Raw genomic sequence first — 16,800 nt, 5'->3', positions numbered from 1 at the left:
GGACCGTTCAGGACCGGCTCACCGACGGTGCAAGCAGGAGGCGGCCCCTTGGGCCACAGCCTGCGGAATCTCTCAGGTTCAGTCACAGAGTGGGGAGGAACCCTTCACTACCGGCATGGTCAGCCCAGCCGGGGATAACTGGAGTTCCTCACATGACGGCTAAGTCCACCAGCGCTACCCGGCCCGGCAGCGCCTCCTTCACCGACCGACACATCGGTCCGCGCCGGAACGACGCGGAAACCATGCTCAAGCAGTTGGGCTACGGCAGCATCGACGAGCTGGTGGACGCGGCCGTGCCCGCCGACATCCGCCAGCAGGAACCGCTGGCGCTGCCCGCCGCCCGCAGCGAGTCCCAGGTCCTGGGGGACCTGCGCGCCCTCGCCGCGAAGAACGTGACGGCCGTGCAGATGATCGGCCAGGGCTACTACGACACCATCACGCCGCCGGTGATCCGCCGCAACGTGGTGGAAGACCCGGCCTGGTACACCGCCTACACCCCGTACCAGCCGGAAATTTCGCAGGGCCGGCTGGAGGCGCTGCTGAACTTCCAGACCATGGTCCAGGACCTCACCGCGCTGCCGATCGCCAACGCCTCCCTGCTGGACGAAGCCACCGCAGTGGCCGAAGCCGTGCTGTTGATGCGCCGGTCCAACAAGTCCAAGTCCGCCGGCAAGACCGTGCTGGACGCGGACCTGCTGCCGCAGACCATCGCCGTCGTCAAGGGCCGGGCCGAGGCGCTGGACTTCGACGTAGAGGTTGCCGACCTCTCCGCCGGCCTGCCGGACGGCGACATCTCGGGCATCGTGCTGCAGCAGCCGGGAGCCTCCGGCCGGGTGTTTGACCAGGCTCCGGTCATCGCGCAGGCCAAGGAGCGCGGCGCCTTGGTCACCGTGGCCGCCGACCTGCTGGCGCTGACCCTGATCACGCCGCCGGGCGAGCAGGGCGCGGACATCGCCGTCGGCAACACCCAGCGTTTTGGCGTGCCGCTCTTCTTCGGCGGCCCGCACGCCGCCTACATGGCCGTCCGCAAGGGGCTGGAGCGTTCCTTGCCCGGCCGCCTGGTGGGGGTCTCGAAGGACGACGCCGGCCGCCCCGCCTACCGCCTGGCGCTGCAGACCCGCGAGCAGCACATCCGCCGCGAGAAGGCCACCTCCAACATCTGCACCGCGCAGGCACTGCTGGCCGTCGTGGCCAGCATGTACGCCGTCTACCACGGCCCCGAGGGCCTGAAGGCGATCGCGCAGCACGCCAATGAGGCCGCCCGCACGCTGGCAGGCGTGCTCACCGGCGCCGGGTACGCGCTGGCGGCAGACCGGTTCTTCGACACCCTCACAGTGAAGGCTCCGGGCAAGGCCGCCGAGATCGCCGCCGCCGCCGAGGCCAAAGGCGTGAACCTGCGCCGCATCGACGCCGACCACGTCGGCATTTCCGCCGATGAAACGACGACGGCGGAGCACCTCGCCCTGGTCGCGGAGGCCTTCGGCGTGGAGGACCCCGCCGGCAAGACCGCCGAAACGGCCGGGAACGCCGGCTTCGAGCTGCCGGACGAGCTGCTGCGCAGCTCCTCCTACCTGGACCATCCGGTGTTCCACAGCCATCGCTCCGAGACCCAGATGCTGCGCTACCTGCGCCGCCTGTCTGACCGAGACCTGGCCCTGGACCGGACCATGATCCCGCTGGGCTCGTGCACCATGAAGCTGAACGCGACGGCGGAAATGGAGGCGATGACCTGGCCGGAATTCGCGTCCATCCACCCGTTCGCCCCGGCCAGCCAGACCGCCGGCTGGCGCGAGCTGATCACCGATCTGGAGGAACGCCTCGCGGCGATCACCGGCTACGCCGGCGTCTCCATCCAGCCCAACGCCGGTTCGCAGGGCGAATACGCCGGCCTGCTCGCCATCCGCCGCTACCACCTGGCCAACGGCGACGACCAGCGCGACGTCTGCCTGATCCCCGCCTCCGCGCACGGCACCAACGCCGCCTCGGCCGTGCTGGCCGGCATGAAGGTTGTCGTGGTCGCCACGGCACCGGACGGCACCATCGACCACGCCGACCTGCGCGCGAAGATCGACCAGAACGCCGACTCGCTTTCGGCCATCATGATCACCTATCCGTCAACGCACGGCGTGTACGACGCCGACGTGCGCGACGTCTGCGAGGCGGTCCATGCCGCCGGCGGGCAGGTGTACATCGACGGGGCCAACCTCAACGCGCTGGTAGGACTCGCGCAGCCGGGCAAGTTCGGCGGCGACGTCTCCCACCTGAACCTGCACAAGACCTTCTGCATCCCGCACGGAGGCGGCGGCCCCGGCGTCGGGCCGGTAGCGGTGGCCGAACACCTGGTGCCGTTCCTGCCGGGCAACGCCGCGCTGGCCGAACACGAAGGCAAGGGCGTGCCCGTCTCGGCCAGCGAGTACGGCTCGGCCGGCGTGCTGCCGATCTCCTGGGCCTACGTGGCCATGATGGGGGCCGAGGGCCTGACCGAGGCAACGAAGAGCGCCCTGCTGGCCGCGAACTACGTCGCCGCCCGGCTGAACGAGCACTTCCCGGTGCTCTACACCGGCAACGACGGGCTGGTCGCGCACGAGTGCATCCTGGACCTGCGCGAACTCACCGCCAAGTCGGGGGTGACCGCCGAGGACGTGGCCAAGCGCCTGATCGACTACGGCTTCCACGCGCCCACCCTGTCCTTCCCCGTGGCCGGCACCCTGATGGTGGAGCCGACCGAGTCCGAGGACCTGACGGAGATTGAGCGGTTTATCGACGCGATGATCGCGATCAAGGGCGAAATCGACCAGGTGATCGCCGGCGACTTCCCGCTCGACGCCAGCCCGCTGCGCCTGGCCCCGCACACCGCCGCCGCCGTGGTCAGCTCCGACTGGGACCGGCCGTACACCCGGGAGCAGGCCGCCTTCCCGGTACCGGGCCTGCAAGTGGACAAATACTTCGCCCCGGTGGGACGGATCGACGGCGCCGGCGGCGACCGCAACCTGATCTGCAGCTGCCCGCCGCCCGAAGCCTTCGAGAACTAGAGAGGTCAGCACCGCATGACTACCGAGACCACCACCATGCCCCGCCACACCGCGCTCTACGAGGAACACGAGCGGCTGGGTGCCTCCTTCACCGACTTCGGCGGCTGGATGATGCCGCTGAAGTACAGCAGCGAACTGGCCGAGCACCGCGCCGTGCGCAACAGCGCCGGCCTGTTCGACCTCTCCCACATGGGCGAAGTCTGGGTCACCGGCCCGGAGGCCGGGAAGTTCCTGGACTACGCACTCGTCGGCAAGCTCTCCGCCGTCACCGAGGGCCGGGCCAAGTATTCGCTGATCTGCAACGCCGACGGCGGCATCATCGATGACCTGATCATCTACCGGCGTCCCGCCGACCAGCACGGGGACCGTTACCTGGTGGTGCCCAATGCCGGCAACGCCCCGACGGTTGCCGCGGAACTCGCCGCACGGGTCGAAGGTTTCGACGCCACGGTGGAGGACGCCACGGCCGAGACCTCGCTGGTGGCAGTGCAGGGACCGAAGTCCGTGGAAATCCTGCTCCAGCTGGTGCCCGCCAACCAGCATGGCACGGTGCGGGACATGAAGTACTACGCCGCCGACGAGGTGGACTTCACGGTGTCCGGGGCGCCGCTGAAGCTGCTGCTGGCCCGGACCGGGTACACCGGCGAGGACGGCTTCGAGATCTACGTCCCGAATACCAACGCGGCCGCGCTCTGGAACGCCCTGCTGGAAGCCGGACGGGGCGCCGACCTGCTGCCGGCCGGGCTGGCCTGCCGCGACTCGCTTCGGCTGGAGGCGGGCATGCCGCTGTACGGCAACGAGCTCACCCTCGAGACCAGCCCGTTCGACGCCGGCCTGGGCGGCGTGGTGGCGCTGAAGAAGGACGGCGACTTCGTGGGCCGCGGCGCCCTCGAGGCGCAGAAGGAGAAGGGCTCGGCCCGCAAGCTCGTGGGACTCAAGGGGCTTGGCCGGCGCGCCGGCCGCTCCCACTACCCGGTGCTGAAAGACGGCCGGACCATCGGCGAGGTCACCTCCGGCCAGCCCAGCCCCACCCTCGGCTATCCGGTGGCTCTGGCCTACGTGGACGCCGAGTATGCCGAACCCGGGACCAGGGTGGACATCGACCTGCGCGGCAAGCCCGAACCGTTCGAGGTTGTAGGGCTGCCGTTCTACCGGCGGGAGAAGTAGTCCACACCCGCTTTCAGGGTGCCGCCGTCCCCGCGGCCGCGGGGACGGCGCCGCCGCACCTCTCCACTCAAACAGGAAAGGGATGACATGGCCGTAGGCGTTTTCGACCTTTTCTCCGTAGGCATCGGTCCCTCCAGCTCGCACACGGTCGGCCCGATGCGGGCCGCCTCCGCGTTCGTGCGGGAGGTGGCCGACGCCGGCCTGCTCGACAGGGTTAACGGGCTGCGCGTGGACCTGTACGGCTCCCTCGCCGCCACCGGTCGCGGGCACGGGACGTTCACCGCCGTGCTGCTGGGGCTGGAGGGCTTCGAACCGGAGCACATCCTGCCCGACCAGGTGGAGGAGCGGCTGGCAGACATCGCCGCGTCCGGCCGGCTGCGGCTGGGGGCGGAACTGCCCGGCGCCGCCGCCCGGCTCCTGGACTACGGGGTGCAGGACATGGTGCTGCACCCGCTGACCGTGCTGCCCCGGCACACCAACGGCATGAGGTTCCAGGTGCTGGAATCGAGCGACGACGGCGAGGCACGGATCCTGCACGAAGCCACCTTCTTCTCCGTGGGCGGCGGCTTCATTGTCCGCGGCGGCGAGGAGGAAGCCGCCCGGGAGGAGTTGGAGTCCTCCAAACAGCAGCTGCCCTATCCGTTCCGCACGGCGGCGGGGCTGCTGGAGCACTGCCGCAGCACCGGCCTGGCCATCAGCGACATCATGATGCTCAACGAGGAGGCCTCCCGCCCGCGGGAAGAGATCGAGGCCGGACTCGTGCACATTTACAACGTGATGGAGGAGTGCAAGGACTCGGCCATCCGCCGCGAGGGCGAGCTGCCCGGCGGACTCAACGTCCGCCGTCGGGCCCCCGCCTGGCATGAGCGGCTGCGCAAGGAAGACCCGGACCGGGACCACAAGTACTGGCAGGAATGGGTCAACCTGGTGGCGCTGGCGGTGAACGAGGAGAACGCCTCGGGCGGGCGGGTGGTCACCGCGCCCACCAACGGGGCCGCCGGCATCATCCCCGCCGTGCTGTTCTACGCCACGCACTACGCACCCGGCATGGAACAGGCCAGCCGCGAGGACAAGGAGCAGGTGGTCGTGAAGTTCCTGTTGACCGCCGGTGCCATCGGGGTCCTTTACAAGGAGCAGGCTTCCATCTCCGGCGCCGAGGTCGGCTGCCAGGGCGAAGTCGGCTCAGCCTCGTCGATGGCTGCCGCGGGACTGGCCGAAATCCTCGGCGGAACTCCGGCCCAGGTGGAAAACGCGGCCGAAATCGCGATGGAGCACAACCTGGGGCTCACCTGCGATCCGATCGGCGGGCTGGTGCAGATCCCGTGCATCGAACGGAACGCCATCGGTGCCGCCAAGGCCGTGAACGCGGCCAAGATGGCGCTGATGGGGGACGGCACGCACCGGGTGTCGCTGGACGAGGTCATCATCACGATGCGCGAGACCGGCCGCGACATGAGCGACAAGTACAAGGAAACCGCCACCGGCGGCCTCGCCGTCAACGTCGTGGAGTGCTAGGAGGCCACGTCCTCCAGGTCCTGTCCTGACGGGCGCACGGCCGGCGGGCCCGCGGGACGCCGCGGCGGCATCGGCGGCCGGCGCGGGACGACCGGCTTTCGGGCACCGAGCAGGTCGGCGGACGGGCGTTCGGCGGGCTGCGGCCGGGTAGGTGCGGGCTGCGGCGCACGCGGTGTCCCCGGCCGGTGGCCCGCGACGCCGCGCCACTGTCCGGCACCGGCGCGCAGCCGCCCCGTACCGGACTTGGCAGCGGCGCCAATCCTGCGCGAAGCGGGAGCAATCTTGCCGCCCAACTCCTTGGCACGACCCGCGGCCTCCGCCCATGGCAGGGCGGAGATCGCCAGGCCGGCGGCGCGTGCCGCGGCCGAAAGCCGTTCGGCAGCCCGGCGCCGGCCACCCGCCTCGGGCCGGTTGAGCACCATCAGGATGGCCGCGAGCAAGGCGACCGGGATGGAGACCAACACGGCAACGGCGCCGGCATACATGGCCAGGAAAACCTTGGCGGGGGAATCAAACAGGCCGGTCACGAAGGCCGCGGCTCCCAGCAGCAGCCAGAGCCAGAAAACCATGACGCCGCAGAGCGTGGCGCGGGCCCGGCGGTAGGTGCGGAGCGACCGCCCGCGCACGGTGTGCTTAGCCGCCTCCACGCTTCCTACTCCCCAACGACAGCCCCACGAATAGGGGCACCTGAGCACATTGTAGGCAGCCGCGTGCGCCCGGCGCGCAGGGCACGCCGGGGGAGCGGGCCGGCGAATGCGGCCCTGCCGGAAGCGGGGCCCGACCGAGGGTTCAGCTGCGTCTGGGGCGGTGCTAGTCTGGCCGCAGGCCAGCCCCGCACCTGCCGGCGAAGGATGCACCAGGACCACCGAATCACTGTCGACAAACAGGGAGGAAACCTGGACCATGACCAATTCAGCGACGCCCCACATACTCATCCTGGGCGGCGGCTACGTCGGCCTCTATACTGCCTGGGGAATCCGCAAGCGGCTGGGACCGTCGTCGGCACGGATCACGGTGGTTGAGCCCAACTCCTACATGACGTACCAGCCGCTGCTGCCGGAGGTGGGCGGCGGAGAAATCGAACCGCGGATCGTCACGGTCAACCTCCGCAGCGCGCTGAAGAAGGTGGACATCGTCCGCGGCAAGCTGGTTTCACTGGACGTCCAGGCGAAGAACGCCCGGCTGCTCGAGCTCGGCGGCGACCAATTTTCGGTGGCCTACGACCATGTGGTCTTCGCCGTCGGTGCGGTCACCAGGACCTTCCCCACGCCTGGGCTGGAGCAGCACGGCATCGGGTTCAAGACCGTGGAAGAGGCCGTTTACTGCCGTGACAAGGTGCTCGACAACGTGGCCCTGGCCGCCGGCACGAGCGACCCGGAGGAACGGGCCAGGGCACTCACGTTCGTGGTGGTCGGCGGAGGGTATACCGGCGTCGAGGCCCTGACCGAGTTGAGCGACCTGTCCAAGCTCGCCGTGGACGCGCATCCGGAGCTGGACCGTTCGCAGTTGCGCTGGGTGCTGGTCGAGGCGCTGGACCGGGTTGCCCCCGAGGTCGGACCGAATCTCTCGGAGTGGACCCTGGGCCAGTTGCGCCAGCGCGGCATCGATGTGCGGCTGAACACCACCATGCCGTCCTGCGAGGATTCGGTGGCCGAGCTCAGTACCGGCGAGCGCATTCCGGCCGGTCTCATCATCTGGACGGCCGGCATGAAGCCCAATCCCGTGCTGGACGACACAAACGTGCCGCGCGGCCCGAAGGGACACGTGAACGCCAACGCCCGGCTGCAGGTCATCGACGATGCCGGCCAGGTAGTGCAAGGCGCATGGGCCGCCGGCGACTGTGCCCAGGTACCCGATCTGGAAGCGGAGAAGCAGCCGGCCTACTGCCCGCCGAACGCCCAGCATGCGGTCCGCCAGGCCAAGCTGCTCGCCCAAAACGTGGTCAACGCCGTGCAAGGCCGGCCGCCGGCCGAGTACCGGCACAAATCGCTGGGCACGGTCGCGACCTACGGCGTCGGCCGGGGCGCCGCGAAGATCTTCGGCTACGAGCTAAAGGGCAAGCCCGCCTGGTACGCCGCCATGGGCTACCACGCCTTGGCGCTGCCCACCTGGATCCATAAGTGGCGCCTGCTGGCAGGCTGGAGCCCGCTGGTGTTCGGCGGCCGGGACATCACATCGATGGGCGCGACCCAGCACCCGCGCCGCGCCTTCGTGGAGGCACACGCCGGCACGCAGAAGGGCCGGACGTAGGCCCCCGGGCAAGCAGGCGGGCCGGCAGGCCGCAGGAAGGGCCCGGGCAAGAGCAAGGTGTCGGACAGGCCGCAGGCAGGGCGCTGGCCCGGGCTGCCGGCTGAGTTGGTGCCGGGTCGCCGCCGGTGGCTCCGCGGCTGCCCGCCGGCTGTGCGGAAGCCCCCTCCATGCCCGCGCCCTCCCGCGTCCGCCCTGGCACCACGAGGGCGGCCGAGTCCAGCCGGCGCCGCCAAACGTGAGCCAACTCTCCATTGTTACGGCGGGAGACCCTTCTGCTGCGAAGCCTGCCGCCGGAAGTTCGGCGCGGGGAGTAGCCTGCTGGACGGAGCCCCACCCGGGCAGCGAGGAGAGCAGTATGTCCAAACACCCCAGTGGCGCACTGCTTTTCGTCCTGACCTGCGCCATGGGCGTCGGCCCGCTGCTGAACTACGGCCTGAGCACCGTCAGCCCGCTGGTCATTGACGACCTGGGCATCAGCGAGGGCCAATTCGGCCTGCTGGCCACGGCCATTTTCGCCAGCGCCGCGGTCTCCAGCATGTGGCTGGGCAAACTCAGCGACCGGATTTCCAGCCGCGCCCAGCTGATCCTGATCTTCGCCGGCACGGCGGTGGCCCTGGTGGTCGCCGCACTGTCCCACCACTACCTGGTCCTGGTGATTGCCGCGCTGCTGGCCGGCCCCGCGCAGGCCATTTCCAACCCGACCACGAACCGGATCATCATGACCCAGGTTCCGGCACCCAAGCGCCCGGGCTGGATCGGGGTCAAGCAGTCCGGCGTCCAGGGCAGCCAGCTGTTCTCGGGCTTGTTCTTCCCCGTCGCCGCGCTCTGGGCCGGCTGGCAAGGCGCCACCGCCCTGGCGGCCGTCGTCGCCGTCGGGCTGCTGCTCTACGGCCTCCGCCACCTCCCGGAACGGGGCACCGAAACGACGGCGGCGAAGGGGCCTCCCGCCCACGCGGCGCCGTCCGCCACACCGCCGGGCGATACCCCAGCCCCACCTGGCGCAAGCACCGCGGCGGCCCCGCCGGGACGCACGGGCCGCACGAAGCAAACCGAGGACGCCGGCGCGCCGGCCCGGTTCCCGCTCTCGGTGTGGCTGTTCGCCGGTTACGCACTGCTGTCCGGCCTGGGCATGCAGGCCACCAATGTCTACCTGCCGCTGTTCACCGTGCGGGAACTGGACTTCAGCCTTGTCATGGGCGGCGTGGCAGCCGGCGTCTCCGGCGTCGTCGGGGTGACCTCCCGGGTGCTGTGGGGGCGGCGCATGGCCAAGGGCGTGCGGGCCTCCACGCTGCTCATCCTGCTCGGCATCGGGGCGCTCGGCGGAGCGGGGGCCTTCCTGGCCGCGGGGTCGCTCGGAATCCCGGCGTTGCTCTGGGTGGGCGTCGTCCTGCACGGGGCCACCGTGCTGGGCACCAACGTGGTGGTGATCGCCGGGGTGATGCGCGTGGTTGCGGCCGAACGGGTCGGAGCAGCCTCCGGGATTGTCTCGATGGGGATGTATGCCGGGTTCGCCGCCGGTCCGCTGCTCATGGGCCTGTTGCTGGAGGCCACCGGCAGCTTCGATACCGGCTGGCTGCTGGTGGGCGCCGGTTACCTGCTGTGTTCGGTGCTGGCCGTCGCCCTCCGCACCTACGGTAACCGCGCCGGCGTCGTACGCTGACCTGCCTGGCCCGACCGGTCCGGGGCAGCCGACGGGTCGCCTCGGGTAGCTTGGTGAATGGTTAGATTTGTAATTGCAGGAAGGCACATGGTGAAAAAGCGCGCGCTCGGACGGTCGGGATTGCACGTCTCGGAACTGAGTTTTGGGGCCGGCGGGTACTGGGGCATGAAGGCTTTCCCCGAACGGCAGGCGGCGCATCTGATCGGCCAGGCGCTCGACGGCGGCATCACCGCCTTCGACACCGGCCCGAATTACAGCCGCGGCAACGCCGAAGAGCGGCTGGGCCGGCTCCTCAAGGGCCGCACCGAAAATCTGGTGATCTCCACAAAGGTCGGATCCCACTGGATCAACAACCGGAATGTGAAGGATTACTCGGCCCGGGCCATCGAAAGGAGCGTGCACGGCAGCCTGCGGCGGCTCCAACTGGACCACCTGCCCCTGCTGCACTTCCATGGTTTCCCCCGTCCGGCCGGTCCCGCGATCGACACCGTGTTGAAGCTGAAGGAACAGGGGAAGGTCGGGGCGCTCGGCGTCTCCACAGGTCGCGGCGGGGCAGCGAAGGCGCTGAAGCTGGGCATTTTCGACGCCCTCATGCTGGAATACAACATCGTGGACCGGTCCCTGGCGCCGGTGATCTCCGAGGCGCAGGAAGCCGGAGTGGGCGTCAAGCTCAAGTCACCGCTGGCCCAGACCCTCTACTCGCGCGACATCTTCAAGATCACCGGCCCCAGCGACGTCTGGTACCTGTTGCGGGCGCTGAAGAACCACCGGCACAAGTTTGTGCAAGGCCGGAAGTACCGGTTCATCAACGACGTCGACGGCCTCTCCGCGAGCGAGATCGCACTGGCCTTCGTGCTCAGCCATCCAGGGGTCTCCAGTGCGGTGATCGGCACCGTGAAACCGGAACACCTGCGCTCCAACCTCATGGCGCCGCAGGTCCGTTTGCCGGCGGAGCTGTTGGAACGCATTGAGCAGGCAGGCTCTACGGCCCGGGGATGAGGGTGCACGCCCCGGAGCCGAAGCGGCCGGAAGGAATCGCCGCTTTCGCCCCTGCACGGGCCGCCGGTGCAGGGCTTTGCTAAGGCAGGTACGCCGAGGCGGTCCAGAGATGGAAGACGGCGTAGGCCCGCATCGGCGACCAGGGCCGGCCGAGCGCGCGGGCCTCGGCCGCGGTTTTCACTCCGAGGGCCCGCCGCAGCACCAGATCGCCGTCGGGATAGGCATCGCGGTCGTGCAGCGCCCGCATGGCGAGGTATTCGACCGTCCAAGGGCCGATGCCGGGCAGCGCCAGCAGGCGGCGGCGGGTGTCTGCGTGGTCCGTATCCGGAGAGAGGTCCAGCCCGTCCGCGCAGGCTTCGGCCAGGACCTGGACGGTCCGGGCGCGGGCGCCGGTCAGGCCGACGGCTTCGCGGAGGGCGTCGGGGCCGGCGGCGGCCAGGGCCTCCGGAGTGGGGAAGAGCGCCAGGCCGGTGCCGGTCCGCGGGCCGAAGGCAGCGACCAGCCGGGCCGTGAAAGTGCGGGCCGCGGCGAGCGAGACCTGCTGGCCGATCACGGTGGAGACGGCACCTTCGAAGCCGTCCGGGTACCCAAGGATCCGCAGCCCGGGGCGGTCGGCGAGCAGGGGCCCGAGCACCGGGTCGGTGCCCAACGCCGCCGCCACCCGCTCCGGTTCCAGGTCCAGGTCGAGCCAGCCGCGCACCGCCGTCGTAATCTCCCTCACGGCGGCGGGGGAGTCGCTGCCGACGTCCAACTCGACGGCGTCGGGCGACAGGGTGGCCGTGACCGGCACCGGCCCGGTGCCGGTGTTGAACAGGCGGGTGCAGGTGCCCGCGGTCACGTCGACGGTTTCCAGGCCGGGTACCGCATGGGCGGCCAGGGCAGCCAGCGCGGCCCGGGAGTCGAACGGCGGAAGCAGCGGCAGGCCGACCTGCATGGGTCAGCGGGCCTTGACCGCCAGGACCGGACAGTCGACGGTCAGCAGGATCTCCTGGGCGGTGCTGCCCATGATCAGCTTGCCTACCGGGGAGCGCCGGCGCAGGCCGATGACCAGCAGCGAGACCGAGAGCTCGTCAACCAGTTCCACGATCTCGTCCACGGCGTCCTTGCCGCGGACATACTGCTTGAACTCTGCCTGCAGGCCGGAATTGTACAGTTCCTGCTGCACCCAGGCCGCGTCGTGGGCGTCCGAGAACGACTCGTCCTTCTGCGCCCCGCCCGGACTGGCGTTGACGACCACCAGCTTCTCATTGTTCTGCGTGGCCATTTGAATGCCCTTGCTCAGGGCCGCACGGCCCTCGGGACGCGGGGCGTAGGCAACAAGAATCGTCAACGTGCTCTCCTTACCGGATAACTCCTGCGGTGCCGGGCTCCAGGTCGAACATGCACGTCCGGTTCCCCGAGGCCAGCGGGTGCACATCATTGTGGCACGCATCCCACGGTGCGGCGGATGCGTGAAGTGATTGTGAAAGCCGGTGTCAGTTCCAGATGCCGGAGGAGCCGCGGCGGTGGCTGTCCACCAGGTGGGTGTCGATCATGCCGATGGCTTCCATCAGGGCGAACATGGTGGTGGGGCCGACGAAGGCAAAGCCGCGCTTGCGCAGGGCCTTGGACAGCGCGACGGACTCCGGCGATGTGGTGGGCACGTCCTGGATGTGCCGCGGCGCGGGCGTCTCCTTCGGCTGGAACGACCAGACGAAGTCGCTCAGGCCGCCTTCTGCGCGCAGGTCGATGGTGGCCTTCGCGTTGGTGACGGCGGCGCGGATTTTTGCCCGGTTCCGCACGATTCCGGCGTCCTGCATCAGCGCCTCGACATCGTCTTCGGTGAACGCGGCGACGGTATCCACGTGGAAATCATGGAACGCTTGCCGGAAGGCGGGACGTTTGCGCAGGATCGTGGCCCAGGAGAGCCCGGCCTGGAAGCCCTCCAACGTGATGCGCTCATAGACGCCTTGCTCGCCGCGGACGGGCATGCCCCATTCGGTGTCGTAGTACTCGCGCAGCAGCGGATCCGTGGCGGCCCACGTGGGCCGGGCCAGGCCGTCCTCGCAGAGGACTACGCCGGAAGCGGTTGTCTCCATGATTCGATTCTCTCCTACCGCGGCGCAGCCCGCAGGCCCGCCCCACTTACTGTGGAAACCGTCCCTCATACTGTAAAAAAACCGCGAACCCTCAGGTCAGGCCGGTCACCCGCATGGTCAGGTTCAGCCGGCCGCCGGTCAGCCCGCAGGCGGGATCGGCCGTGCCCGGGTAGATCCTGGGCACGCCGTGGTAGGCGAACCGGGCCGGTCCGCCGAAGACGAACAGGTCGCCGGAGCGCAAACGGACGTCCGTGTACGGCTTGGTCCGCGTTTCGGTGTTGCCGAAGCGGAACAGGCAGTCGTCGCCCACGCTGAGCGAAACCACCGGGAAGTCCGCCTGTTCGTCCTTGTCCTGGTGCATGCCCATCTTCGCGGTGTCGTCGTAGAAGTTGATCAGGGCCGTGTCCGGCTCGTAGCCTTGCGCCGCGGCCGGATCCCCCGATGCGTCGGCCAGCGCCCGACGGCCCCACTCGGCCAGCCAGCCGGGAAACTCCAGCACGCGCGCGCCGTTCACGTCGTCTGCGGTGCGGGTGTATTTGTACGGCGCCCAGTGCCAGCCCAGGCACAGCGTCCGCACGCTCATTTCGTGGCCGCCCGGCAGCTTGGCGGCACGGTAGGGGACCGGCCCGCGGCCAAATTCGCGGCACGCTTCGACCAGTTCCCGCTGCTGCTCCACGGCCAGCCAGCCGGGCACATGCACCGCGCCCGGCGCGATCTCGCGCGGGCCGGCCGGAGCGTCCTCGAACAGTGTGCTCACGCCGCTGCCTCCAGCCCCAGCAGGTAGGCCTTGGCCTCCGGCCCGCCCAGGTACCCGCCGAAGGCGCCGTCCGAACGGAGCACTCGGTGGCAGGGCACGACGACGGGCAACGGGTTGGTGGCGCAGGCGCTGCCCACCGCGCGCACGGCCTTGGGATTTCCGACGGCGGCTGCCACCTGCGCGTAGCTCTCGGTCCGGCCATACGGGATCTCGGGCAGGTGGTTGAGCACCTCCGCGCGGAAGCCCTTGGATAGCCGCCGGTCCAGCGGTAGGTCGAAGGAGCGCCGCCGGCCCGCGAAGTACTCGTCCAGTTGCCGGGCGGCGGCCTCAAGCCGGGCCGGAGCATGCAGGATCCGGGGGCTGACGCTGGCTGCCAGGCCGGCCAGCACGGCATCGTGGTTTTCGCCCTCGAAGGCCACGCGGACCAGTCCTTCCTCCGTGGCGGCCAGCAGCAGCTGCCCCAGCGGCGTGTCGGCGGTTGCGTAGGCCAGGTCGAGGGTGCCTTCGGCGGCGGCCTCATGTTCCAGCCTGGTGTGCAGCCGCTCCAGCAGCGTCGGATCCAGGCGGGTCAGCACGTCGAGCCCGGGTCCGGGCGCGGCGGCCCGGGCCGTCGATTGTGCGTTGGTCATCGCAGAACTCCTTCACTCGCGTGGTGTGCGGCCGCTCCCGCGTCCTGCTCCCGGCCGCCGCGGTACGACGCCCGCAGCTTGGCGATGCCGTCGGCGGCCGCGCGGCGGACGGCTCCGGTGGTGGAGCCGGTCAGTGCGGCGGCTTCGGCGTACGGCAACCCGGCCAGGTAATGCAGCGCGACCGCTTCGCGCTGCCTCAGGGGCAGGCCAGCGACGGCCTGGTGCAGTTCGTCGTCGTCATTCCCGGGGATTCCCAACGTCGACGGCGACTCGGGCAGATACCCTGCCGGCACCGGAGCGCGCTCCCGCCGCCGGACCACGTCGATGGCCTTGCGGTGGGCGATGGTGACCAGCCAGGCCTCATGGTTCGCGGCGGCGGGCAGCCCCGGATAGGCCCTGAGCGCGGACAGGAAGGTCTCCGACCAGGCATCCTCGGCGTCCGGCCCGGGGCCCAGCACCACCCGGCAGACGCGCAGCACCGTGGCGCCGTGGTCGCTGACCAGTTGCTCGAAGGGTTTCATCTGCACACCCTGTAGACGCCCGCGGGGCGCATTCCGTGAGGCGGGCATCAGAAAAGCTTGCCCGCTTTCTGGTCCGCCGGCTCTTCCAGCTCCAGCAGGAAGCGTTTCCGTTCCAGCCCGCCGGCATAACCCACCAGCGATCCGTCCGCTCCGACCACCCGGTGGCACGGCACCACGATGGACAGCGGGTTCTGGCCGTTGGCATGGCCGACGGCCTGGGCCAGGTGCGGGTCGCCCAGCTCGGCCCCCAGCTGGCCGTAGGAGCGGACCTGGCCGTAGGGGATGTGACGCAGCAGGGCCCACACCTTCTGCTTGAAGGGGTCGCCCTTCGGCGCCAGGGGCAGGTCGAACTCCCTGCGCCCGCCGGCAAAGTACTCGTCCAGTTGCGCAGAGGCTGCTGCAAAGACTGCTTCGCGGCCGACGGCGGTGCGCTCGCCGAACGTGTCGGCAGCCGGCAGCCGCTTGTGGCCCGGGAAGTAGAGCGCGGTCAGCGACCCGTCCTCGGCGACGGCCGTCAGTTCCCCAAGCGGGGTGTCGATGAGGGTGTGCACGCGGGTCATGGCGCTCCTTCGTCCGCTTTCATTCTCTCCCGTGCAGACGTTCCGGCGCGCGTTAAGGTGAGCCCCGCGCTACTGTTCCCGCTTCCTACGGGCGGCGGCAGCCCAGGACGACGTGTCTCCGCGACGGCGTGCCGCCGGGTGCCGATCAGCCGCGGTAGCGGAACACGGTGTCCTGCCATTCCTTGTGCGCGGCCGGGTCGCTGCCCATGCTCACGTGTTTAATGTTCGTGTAGTCCTCCAGCGAATAGGCGGACATGTCCTTGCCGAAACCGGACGCCTTGTACCCGCCGTGCGGCATTTCGGAGACGATCGGGATGTGGTCGTTGATCCAGACGCAGCCGGCCTGGATCTCGGCCGATGCGCGCAGCGAACGGGCCAGGCTGCTGGTCCACGCGGAGGCAGCCAGCCCGTACTGGGTGTCATTGGCCAGTGCGAGGCCCTCGCCGTCGGTGTCGAACGGGATCGCGGTCAGCACCGGGCCGAAGACCTCCTCGCGGACTATTTCCGCGTCCTGCCCGATGCCGCTGACCAGCGTGGGCCGGTAGTAGGCGCCGTCCGCCAGGTCGGCGCCGGGAGCCGCGCCGCCGGCCAGGATCTTCGCCCCCGCGTCCCGCGCCCGGTCCACGAAACCCGCCACCTTGTCCCGGTGGGCTCGGCTGATCAGGGAGCCCATGTCGGTGGCATCGTCGGTCGGGTCGCCCACCACTACCAGTTCCATCAGCTCGGCGACCCGTGCGGTGAAAGCGTCGAACAGCGGCCGCTGGATGTACGCCCGGGTGGCGGCGGTGCAGTCCTGGCCGCCGTTGATGGTGCAGCCGGCCACCGCCCCGTGCGCGGCGGCTTCCAGGTCCGCGTCGTCGAACACCACGAACGGTGCCTTGCCGCCCAGCTCCAGGTGCACGCGGTTCCCCCGCGCCGCGGCCAGCGCCATGATGCGGCGTCCGACGGCGGTGGAGCCGGTGAAGGACGTCATGGCCACATCCGGGTGGGTCACCAGAGCCTCGCCCGCTTCCCGGCCGCTGCCGGTGACAATGTTGACCACGCCGTCCGGTATTCCGGCCGCGGCAGCGGCTTCGGCGAAGATCAGGCTGGTGCCAGGCGTGAGCTCGGAGGGCTTGAGCACAATGGTGTTGCCGGCGGCGATCGCCGGAAGGATCTTCCACGCGGCCATTTGCAGCGGGTAGTTCCACGGCGCCACGGAACCCACCACGCCGATCGGCTCGCGCCGGATCATCGAGGTGCCGCCGGTGCCGTATTCACCGGCCGCCACTCCCTGCAACTGGCGCGCCGCGCCCGCGAAGAACGCCGCGTTGTCGACCGTCCCGGGAACGTCGAATCCGGTGGCCAGGCGGATGCTCTTGCCGGTCTGCGCGGTCTCCACCGCCGCCAGTTCCGCGGCCCTGCGGTCCAGTTCGGCCGCCAGCTTCAGCAGGGCCTCGGAACGTTCCGCGGGCGTCGCGCCGGCCCAGGCCGGGAAGGCGGTCTTGGCCGCCGCCACGGCGTCGTCCACGTCGGCCCCGGAGGCATAGGCGATGGCCTCAGCAGCCTCGCCAGTGGCCGGGTTCACGCGCGTAACGCGTTCTCCGCGGCCCTCGCGAAGTCCGCCGTTAATGTACTGGTGCATCCTTTGTC

15 protein-coding genes are annotated in these 16,800 nt (G+C 70.0%); 6 read left to right on the top strand and 9 right to left on the bottom strand.

The genetic code is table 11. The annotated features are described in order from the left end of the window. The first annotated feature begins 152 nt into the window (after nucleotides 1-152). The 3 genes from gcvP to AC5RTY_RS02825 all read left to right on the top strand — a co-directional run bounded on the left by gcvP (nucleotide 153) and on the right by AC5RTY_RS02825 (nucleotide 5,714). Entirely contained in the window at nucleotides 153-3,032 is a 2,880-nt protein-coding gene (gene gcvP / locus AC5RTY_RS02835) for an aminomethyl-transferring glycine dehydrogenase (protein ID WP_494138934.1), read from the top strand. Between the two features lie 15 nt (nucleotides 3,033-3,047). Next, nucleotides 3,048-4,199 carry a glycine cleavage system aminomethyltransferase GcvT gene (gcvT, locus tag AC5RTY_RS02830; protein WP_494012942.1) on the top strand — a complete coding sequence of 384 codons (1,152 nt, stop codon included), beginning with the start codon at nucleotides 3,048-3,050 and terminating at the stop codon, nucleotides 4,197-4,199. An 87-nt stretch (nucleotides 4,200-4,286) separates the two neighbouring features. Then, a complete protein-coding gene (locus AC5RTY_RS02825; RefSeq protein ID WP_494138933.1) occupies nucleotides 4,287-5,714 on the top strand; it encodes an L-serine ammonia-lyase in 1,428 nt (475 codons plus the stop codon). On the opposite strand, the gene AC5RTY_RS02820 is transcribed toward AC5RTY_RS02825, so the two are convergent. Continuing rightward, a complete protein-coding gene (locus tag AC5RTY_RS02820; RefSeq protein WP_494138932.1) occupies nucleotides 5,711-6,361 on the bottom strand; it encodes a hypothetical protein in 651 nt (216 codons plus the stop codon). The genes AC5RTY_RS02825 and AC5RTY_RS02820 overlap by 4 nt on opposite strands. 256 nt (nucleotides 6,362-6,617) lie before the next feature. Here AC5RTY_RS02820 and AC5RTY_RS02815 point away from each other — a divergent pair, with 256 nt between their 5' ends. The 3 genes from AC5RTY_RS02815 to AC5RTY_RS02805 all read left to right on the top strand — a co-directional run bounded on the left by AC5RTY_RS02815 (nucleotide 6,618) and on the right by AC5RTY_RS02805 (nucleotide 10,623). After that, complete coding sequence (locus AC5RTY_RS02815; protein ID WP_494076420.1) at nucleotides 6,618-7,964, top strand: NAD(P)/FAD-dependent oxidoreductase; 1,347 nt, start codon at nucleotides 6,618-6,620, stop codon at nucleotides 7,962-7,964. 355 nt (nucleotides 7,965-8,319) lie between these two features. Then, on the top strand, nucleotides 8,320-9,624 hold the full coding sequence (locus tag AC5RTY_RS02810; protein ID WP_494012938.1) for an MFS transporter: 1,305 nt from the start codon (nucleotides 8,320-8,322) through the stop codon (nucleotides 9,622-9,624). 87 nt (nucleotides 9,625-9,711) lie between these two features. Continuing rightward, a complete protein-coding gene (locus tag AC5RTY_RS02805; protein WP_494025271.1) occupies nucleotides 9,712-10,623 on the top strand; it encodes an aldo/keto reductase in 912 nt (303 codons plus the stop codon). A 79-nt stretch (nucleotides 10,624-10,702) separates the two neighbouring features. Here the strand turns inward: AC5RTY_RS02805 and AC5RTY_RS02800 are convergent, their stop codons facing one another. From AC5RTY_RS02800 to AC5RTY_RS02765, 8 genes are all read right to left on the bottom strand, one after another. Continuing rightward, nucleotides 10,703-11,557 (bottom strand): DNA-3-methyladenine glycosylase family protein, encoded by an 855-nt coding sequence (locus AC5RTY_RS02800; protein ID WP_494138931.1) that lies wholly within the window; start codon nucleotides 11,555-11,557, stop codon nucleotides 10,703-10,705. Between the two features lie 3 nt (nucleotides 11,558-11,560). Then, the gene (locus tag AC5RTY_RS02795; RefSeq protein ID WP_494012935.1) at nucleotides 11,561-11,953 is read right to left on the bottom strand and encodes a universal stress protein; all 393 of its coding nucleotides are present in this window, start codon (nucleotides 11,951-11,953) and stop codon (nucleotides 11,561-11,563) included. 145 nt (nucleotides 11,954-12,098) lie between these two features. Beyond that, on the bottom strand, nucleotides 12,099-12,701 hold the full coding sequence (locus AC5RTY_RS02790) for a DNA-3-methyladenine glycosylase I (RefSeq protein WP_494025273.1): 603 nt from the start codon (nucleotides 12,699-12,701) through the stop codon (nucleotides 12,099-12,101). Nucleotides 12,702-12,792: 91 nt separating this feature from the next. Further along, nucleotides 12,793-13,458, bottom strand: coding sequence for an alpha-ketoglutarate-dependent dioxygenase AlkB family protein (locus AC5RTY_RS02785; protein ID WP_494129066.1), 666 nt, complete (start codon nucleotides 13,456-13,458; stop codon nucleotides 12,793-12,795). After that, nucleotides 13,455-14,087 (bottom strand): methylated-DNA--[protein]-cysteine S-methyltransferase, encoded by a 633-nt coding sequence (locus AC5RTY_RS02780; protein WP_494129065.1) that lies wholly within the window; start codon nucleotides 14,085-14,087, stop codon nucleotides 13,455-13,457. The genes AC5RTY_RS02785 and AC5RTY_RS02780 overlap by 4 nt, the downstream gene beginning before the upstream one ends. Next, nucleotides 14,084-14,608 (bottom strand): RNA polymerase sigma factor, encoded by a 525-nt coding sequence (locus AC5RTY_RS02775; protein ID WP_494129064.1) that lies wholly within the window; start codon nucleotides 14,606-14,608, stop codon nucleotides 14,084-14,086. Before AC5RTY_RS02775 ends, AC5RTY_RS02780 begins: the two co-directional genes overlap by 4 nt. Nucleotides 14,609-14,655: 47 nt before the next feature. Further along, nucleotides 14,656-15,168, bottom strand: coding sequence for a methylated-DNA--[protein]-cysteine S-methyltransferase (locus AC5RTY_RS02770; protein WP_494138930.1), 513 nt, complete (start codon nucleotides 15,166-15,168; stop codon nucleotides 14,656-14,658). Nucleotides 15,169-15,313: 145 nt separating this feature from the next. Then, complete coding sequence (locus AC5RTY_RS02765; protein ID WP_494000757.1) at nucleotides 15,314-16,792, bottom strand: gamma-aminobutyraldehyde dehydrogenase; 1,479 nt, start codon at nucleotides 16,790-16,792, stop codon at nucleotides 15,314-15,316. Between the last annotated feature and the right edge of the window lie 8 nt (nucleotides 16,793-16,800).

It is taken from the genome of Arthrobacter sp. Y3224055, from assembly GCF_059090825.1.
This window is presented reverse-complemented; position numbering and strand designations above follow the sequence as displayed.

Bases quoted from the DNA above. Each gene is read 5' to 3' on its own strand.
- gcvP (WP_494138934.1), top strand. From the start codon at position 153: ATGACGGCTAAGTCCACCAGCGCTACCCGGCCCGGCAGCGCCTCCTTC.
- gcvT (WP_494012942.1), top strand. From the start codon at position 3,048: ATGACTACCGAGACCACCACCATGCCCCGCCACACCGCGCTCTACGAG.
- AC5RTY_RS02825 (WP_494138933.1), top strand. From the start codon at position 4,287: ATGGCCGTAGGCGTTTTCGACCTTTTCTCCGTAGGCATCGGTCCCTCC.
- AC5RTY_RS02815 (WP_494076420.1), top strand. From the start codon at position 6,618: ATGACCAATTCAGCGACGCCCCACATACTCATCCTGGGCGGCGGCTAC.
- AC5RTY_RS02810 (WP_494012938.1), top strand. From the start codon at position 8,320: ATGTCCAAACACCCCAGTGGCGCACTGCTTTTCGTCCTGACCTGCGCC.
- AC5RTY_RS02805 (WP_494025271.1), top strand. From the start codon at position 9,712: ATGGTGAAAAAGCGCGCGCTCGGACGGTCGGGATTGCACGTCTCGGAA.
- AC5RTY_RS02800 (WP_494138931.1), bottom strand. From the start codon at position 11,557: ATGCAGGTCGGCCTGCCGCTGCTTCCGCCGTTCGACTCCCGGGCCGCG.
- AC5RTY_RS02790 (WP_494025273.1), bottom strand. From the start codon at position 12,701: ATGGAGACAACCGCTTCCGGCGTAGTCCTCTGCGAGGACGGCCTGGCC.
- AC5RTY_RS02780 (WP_494129065.1), bottom strand. From the start codon at position 14,087: ATGACCAACGCACAATCGACGGCCCGGGCCGCCGCGCCCGGACCCGGG.
- AC5RTY_RS02775 (WP_494129064.1), bottom strand. From the start codon at position 14,608: ATGAAACCCTTCGAGCAACTGGTCAGCGACCACGGCGCCACGGTGCTG.
- AC5RTY_RS02770 (WP_494138930.1), bottom strand. From the start codon at position 15,168: ATGACCCGCGTGCACACCCTCATCGACACCCCGCTTGGGGAACTGACG.
- AC5RTY_RS02765 (WP_494000757.1), bottom strand. From the start codon at position 16,792: ATGCACCAGTACATTAACGGCGGACTTCGCGAGGGCCGCGGAGAACGC.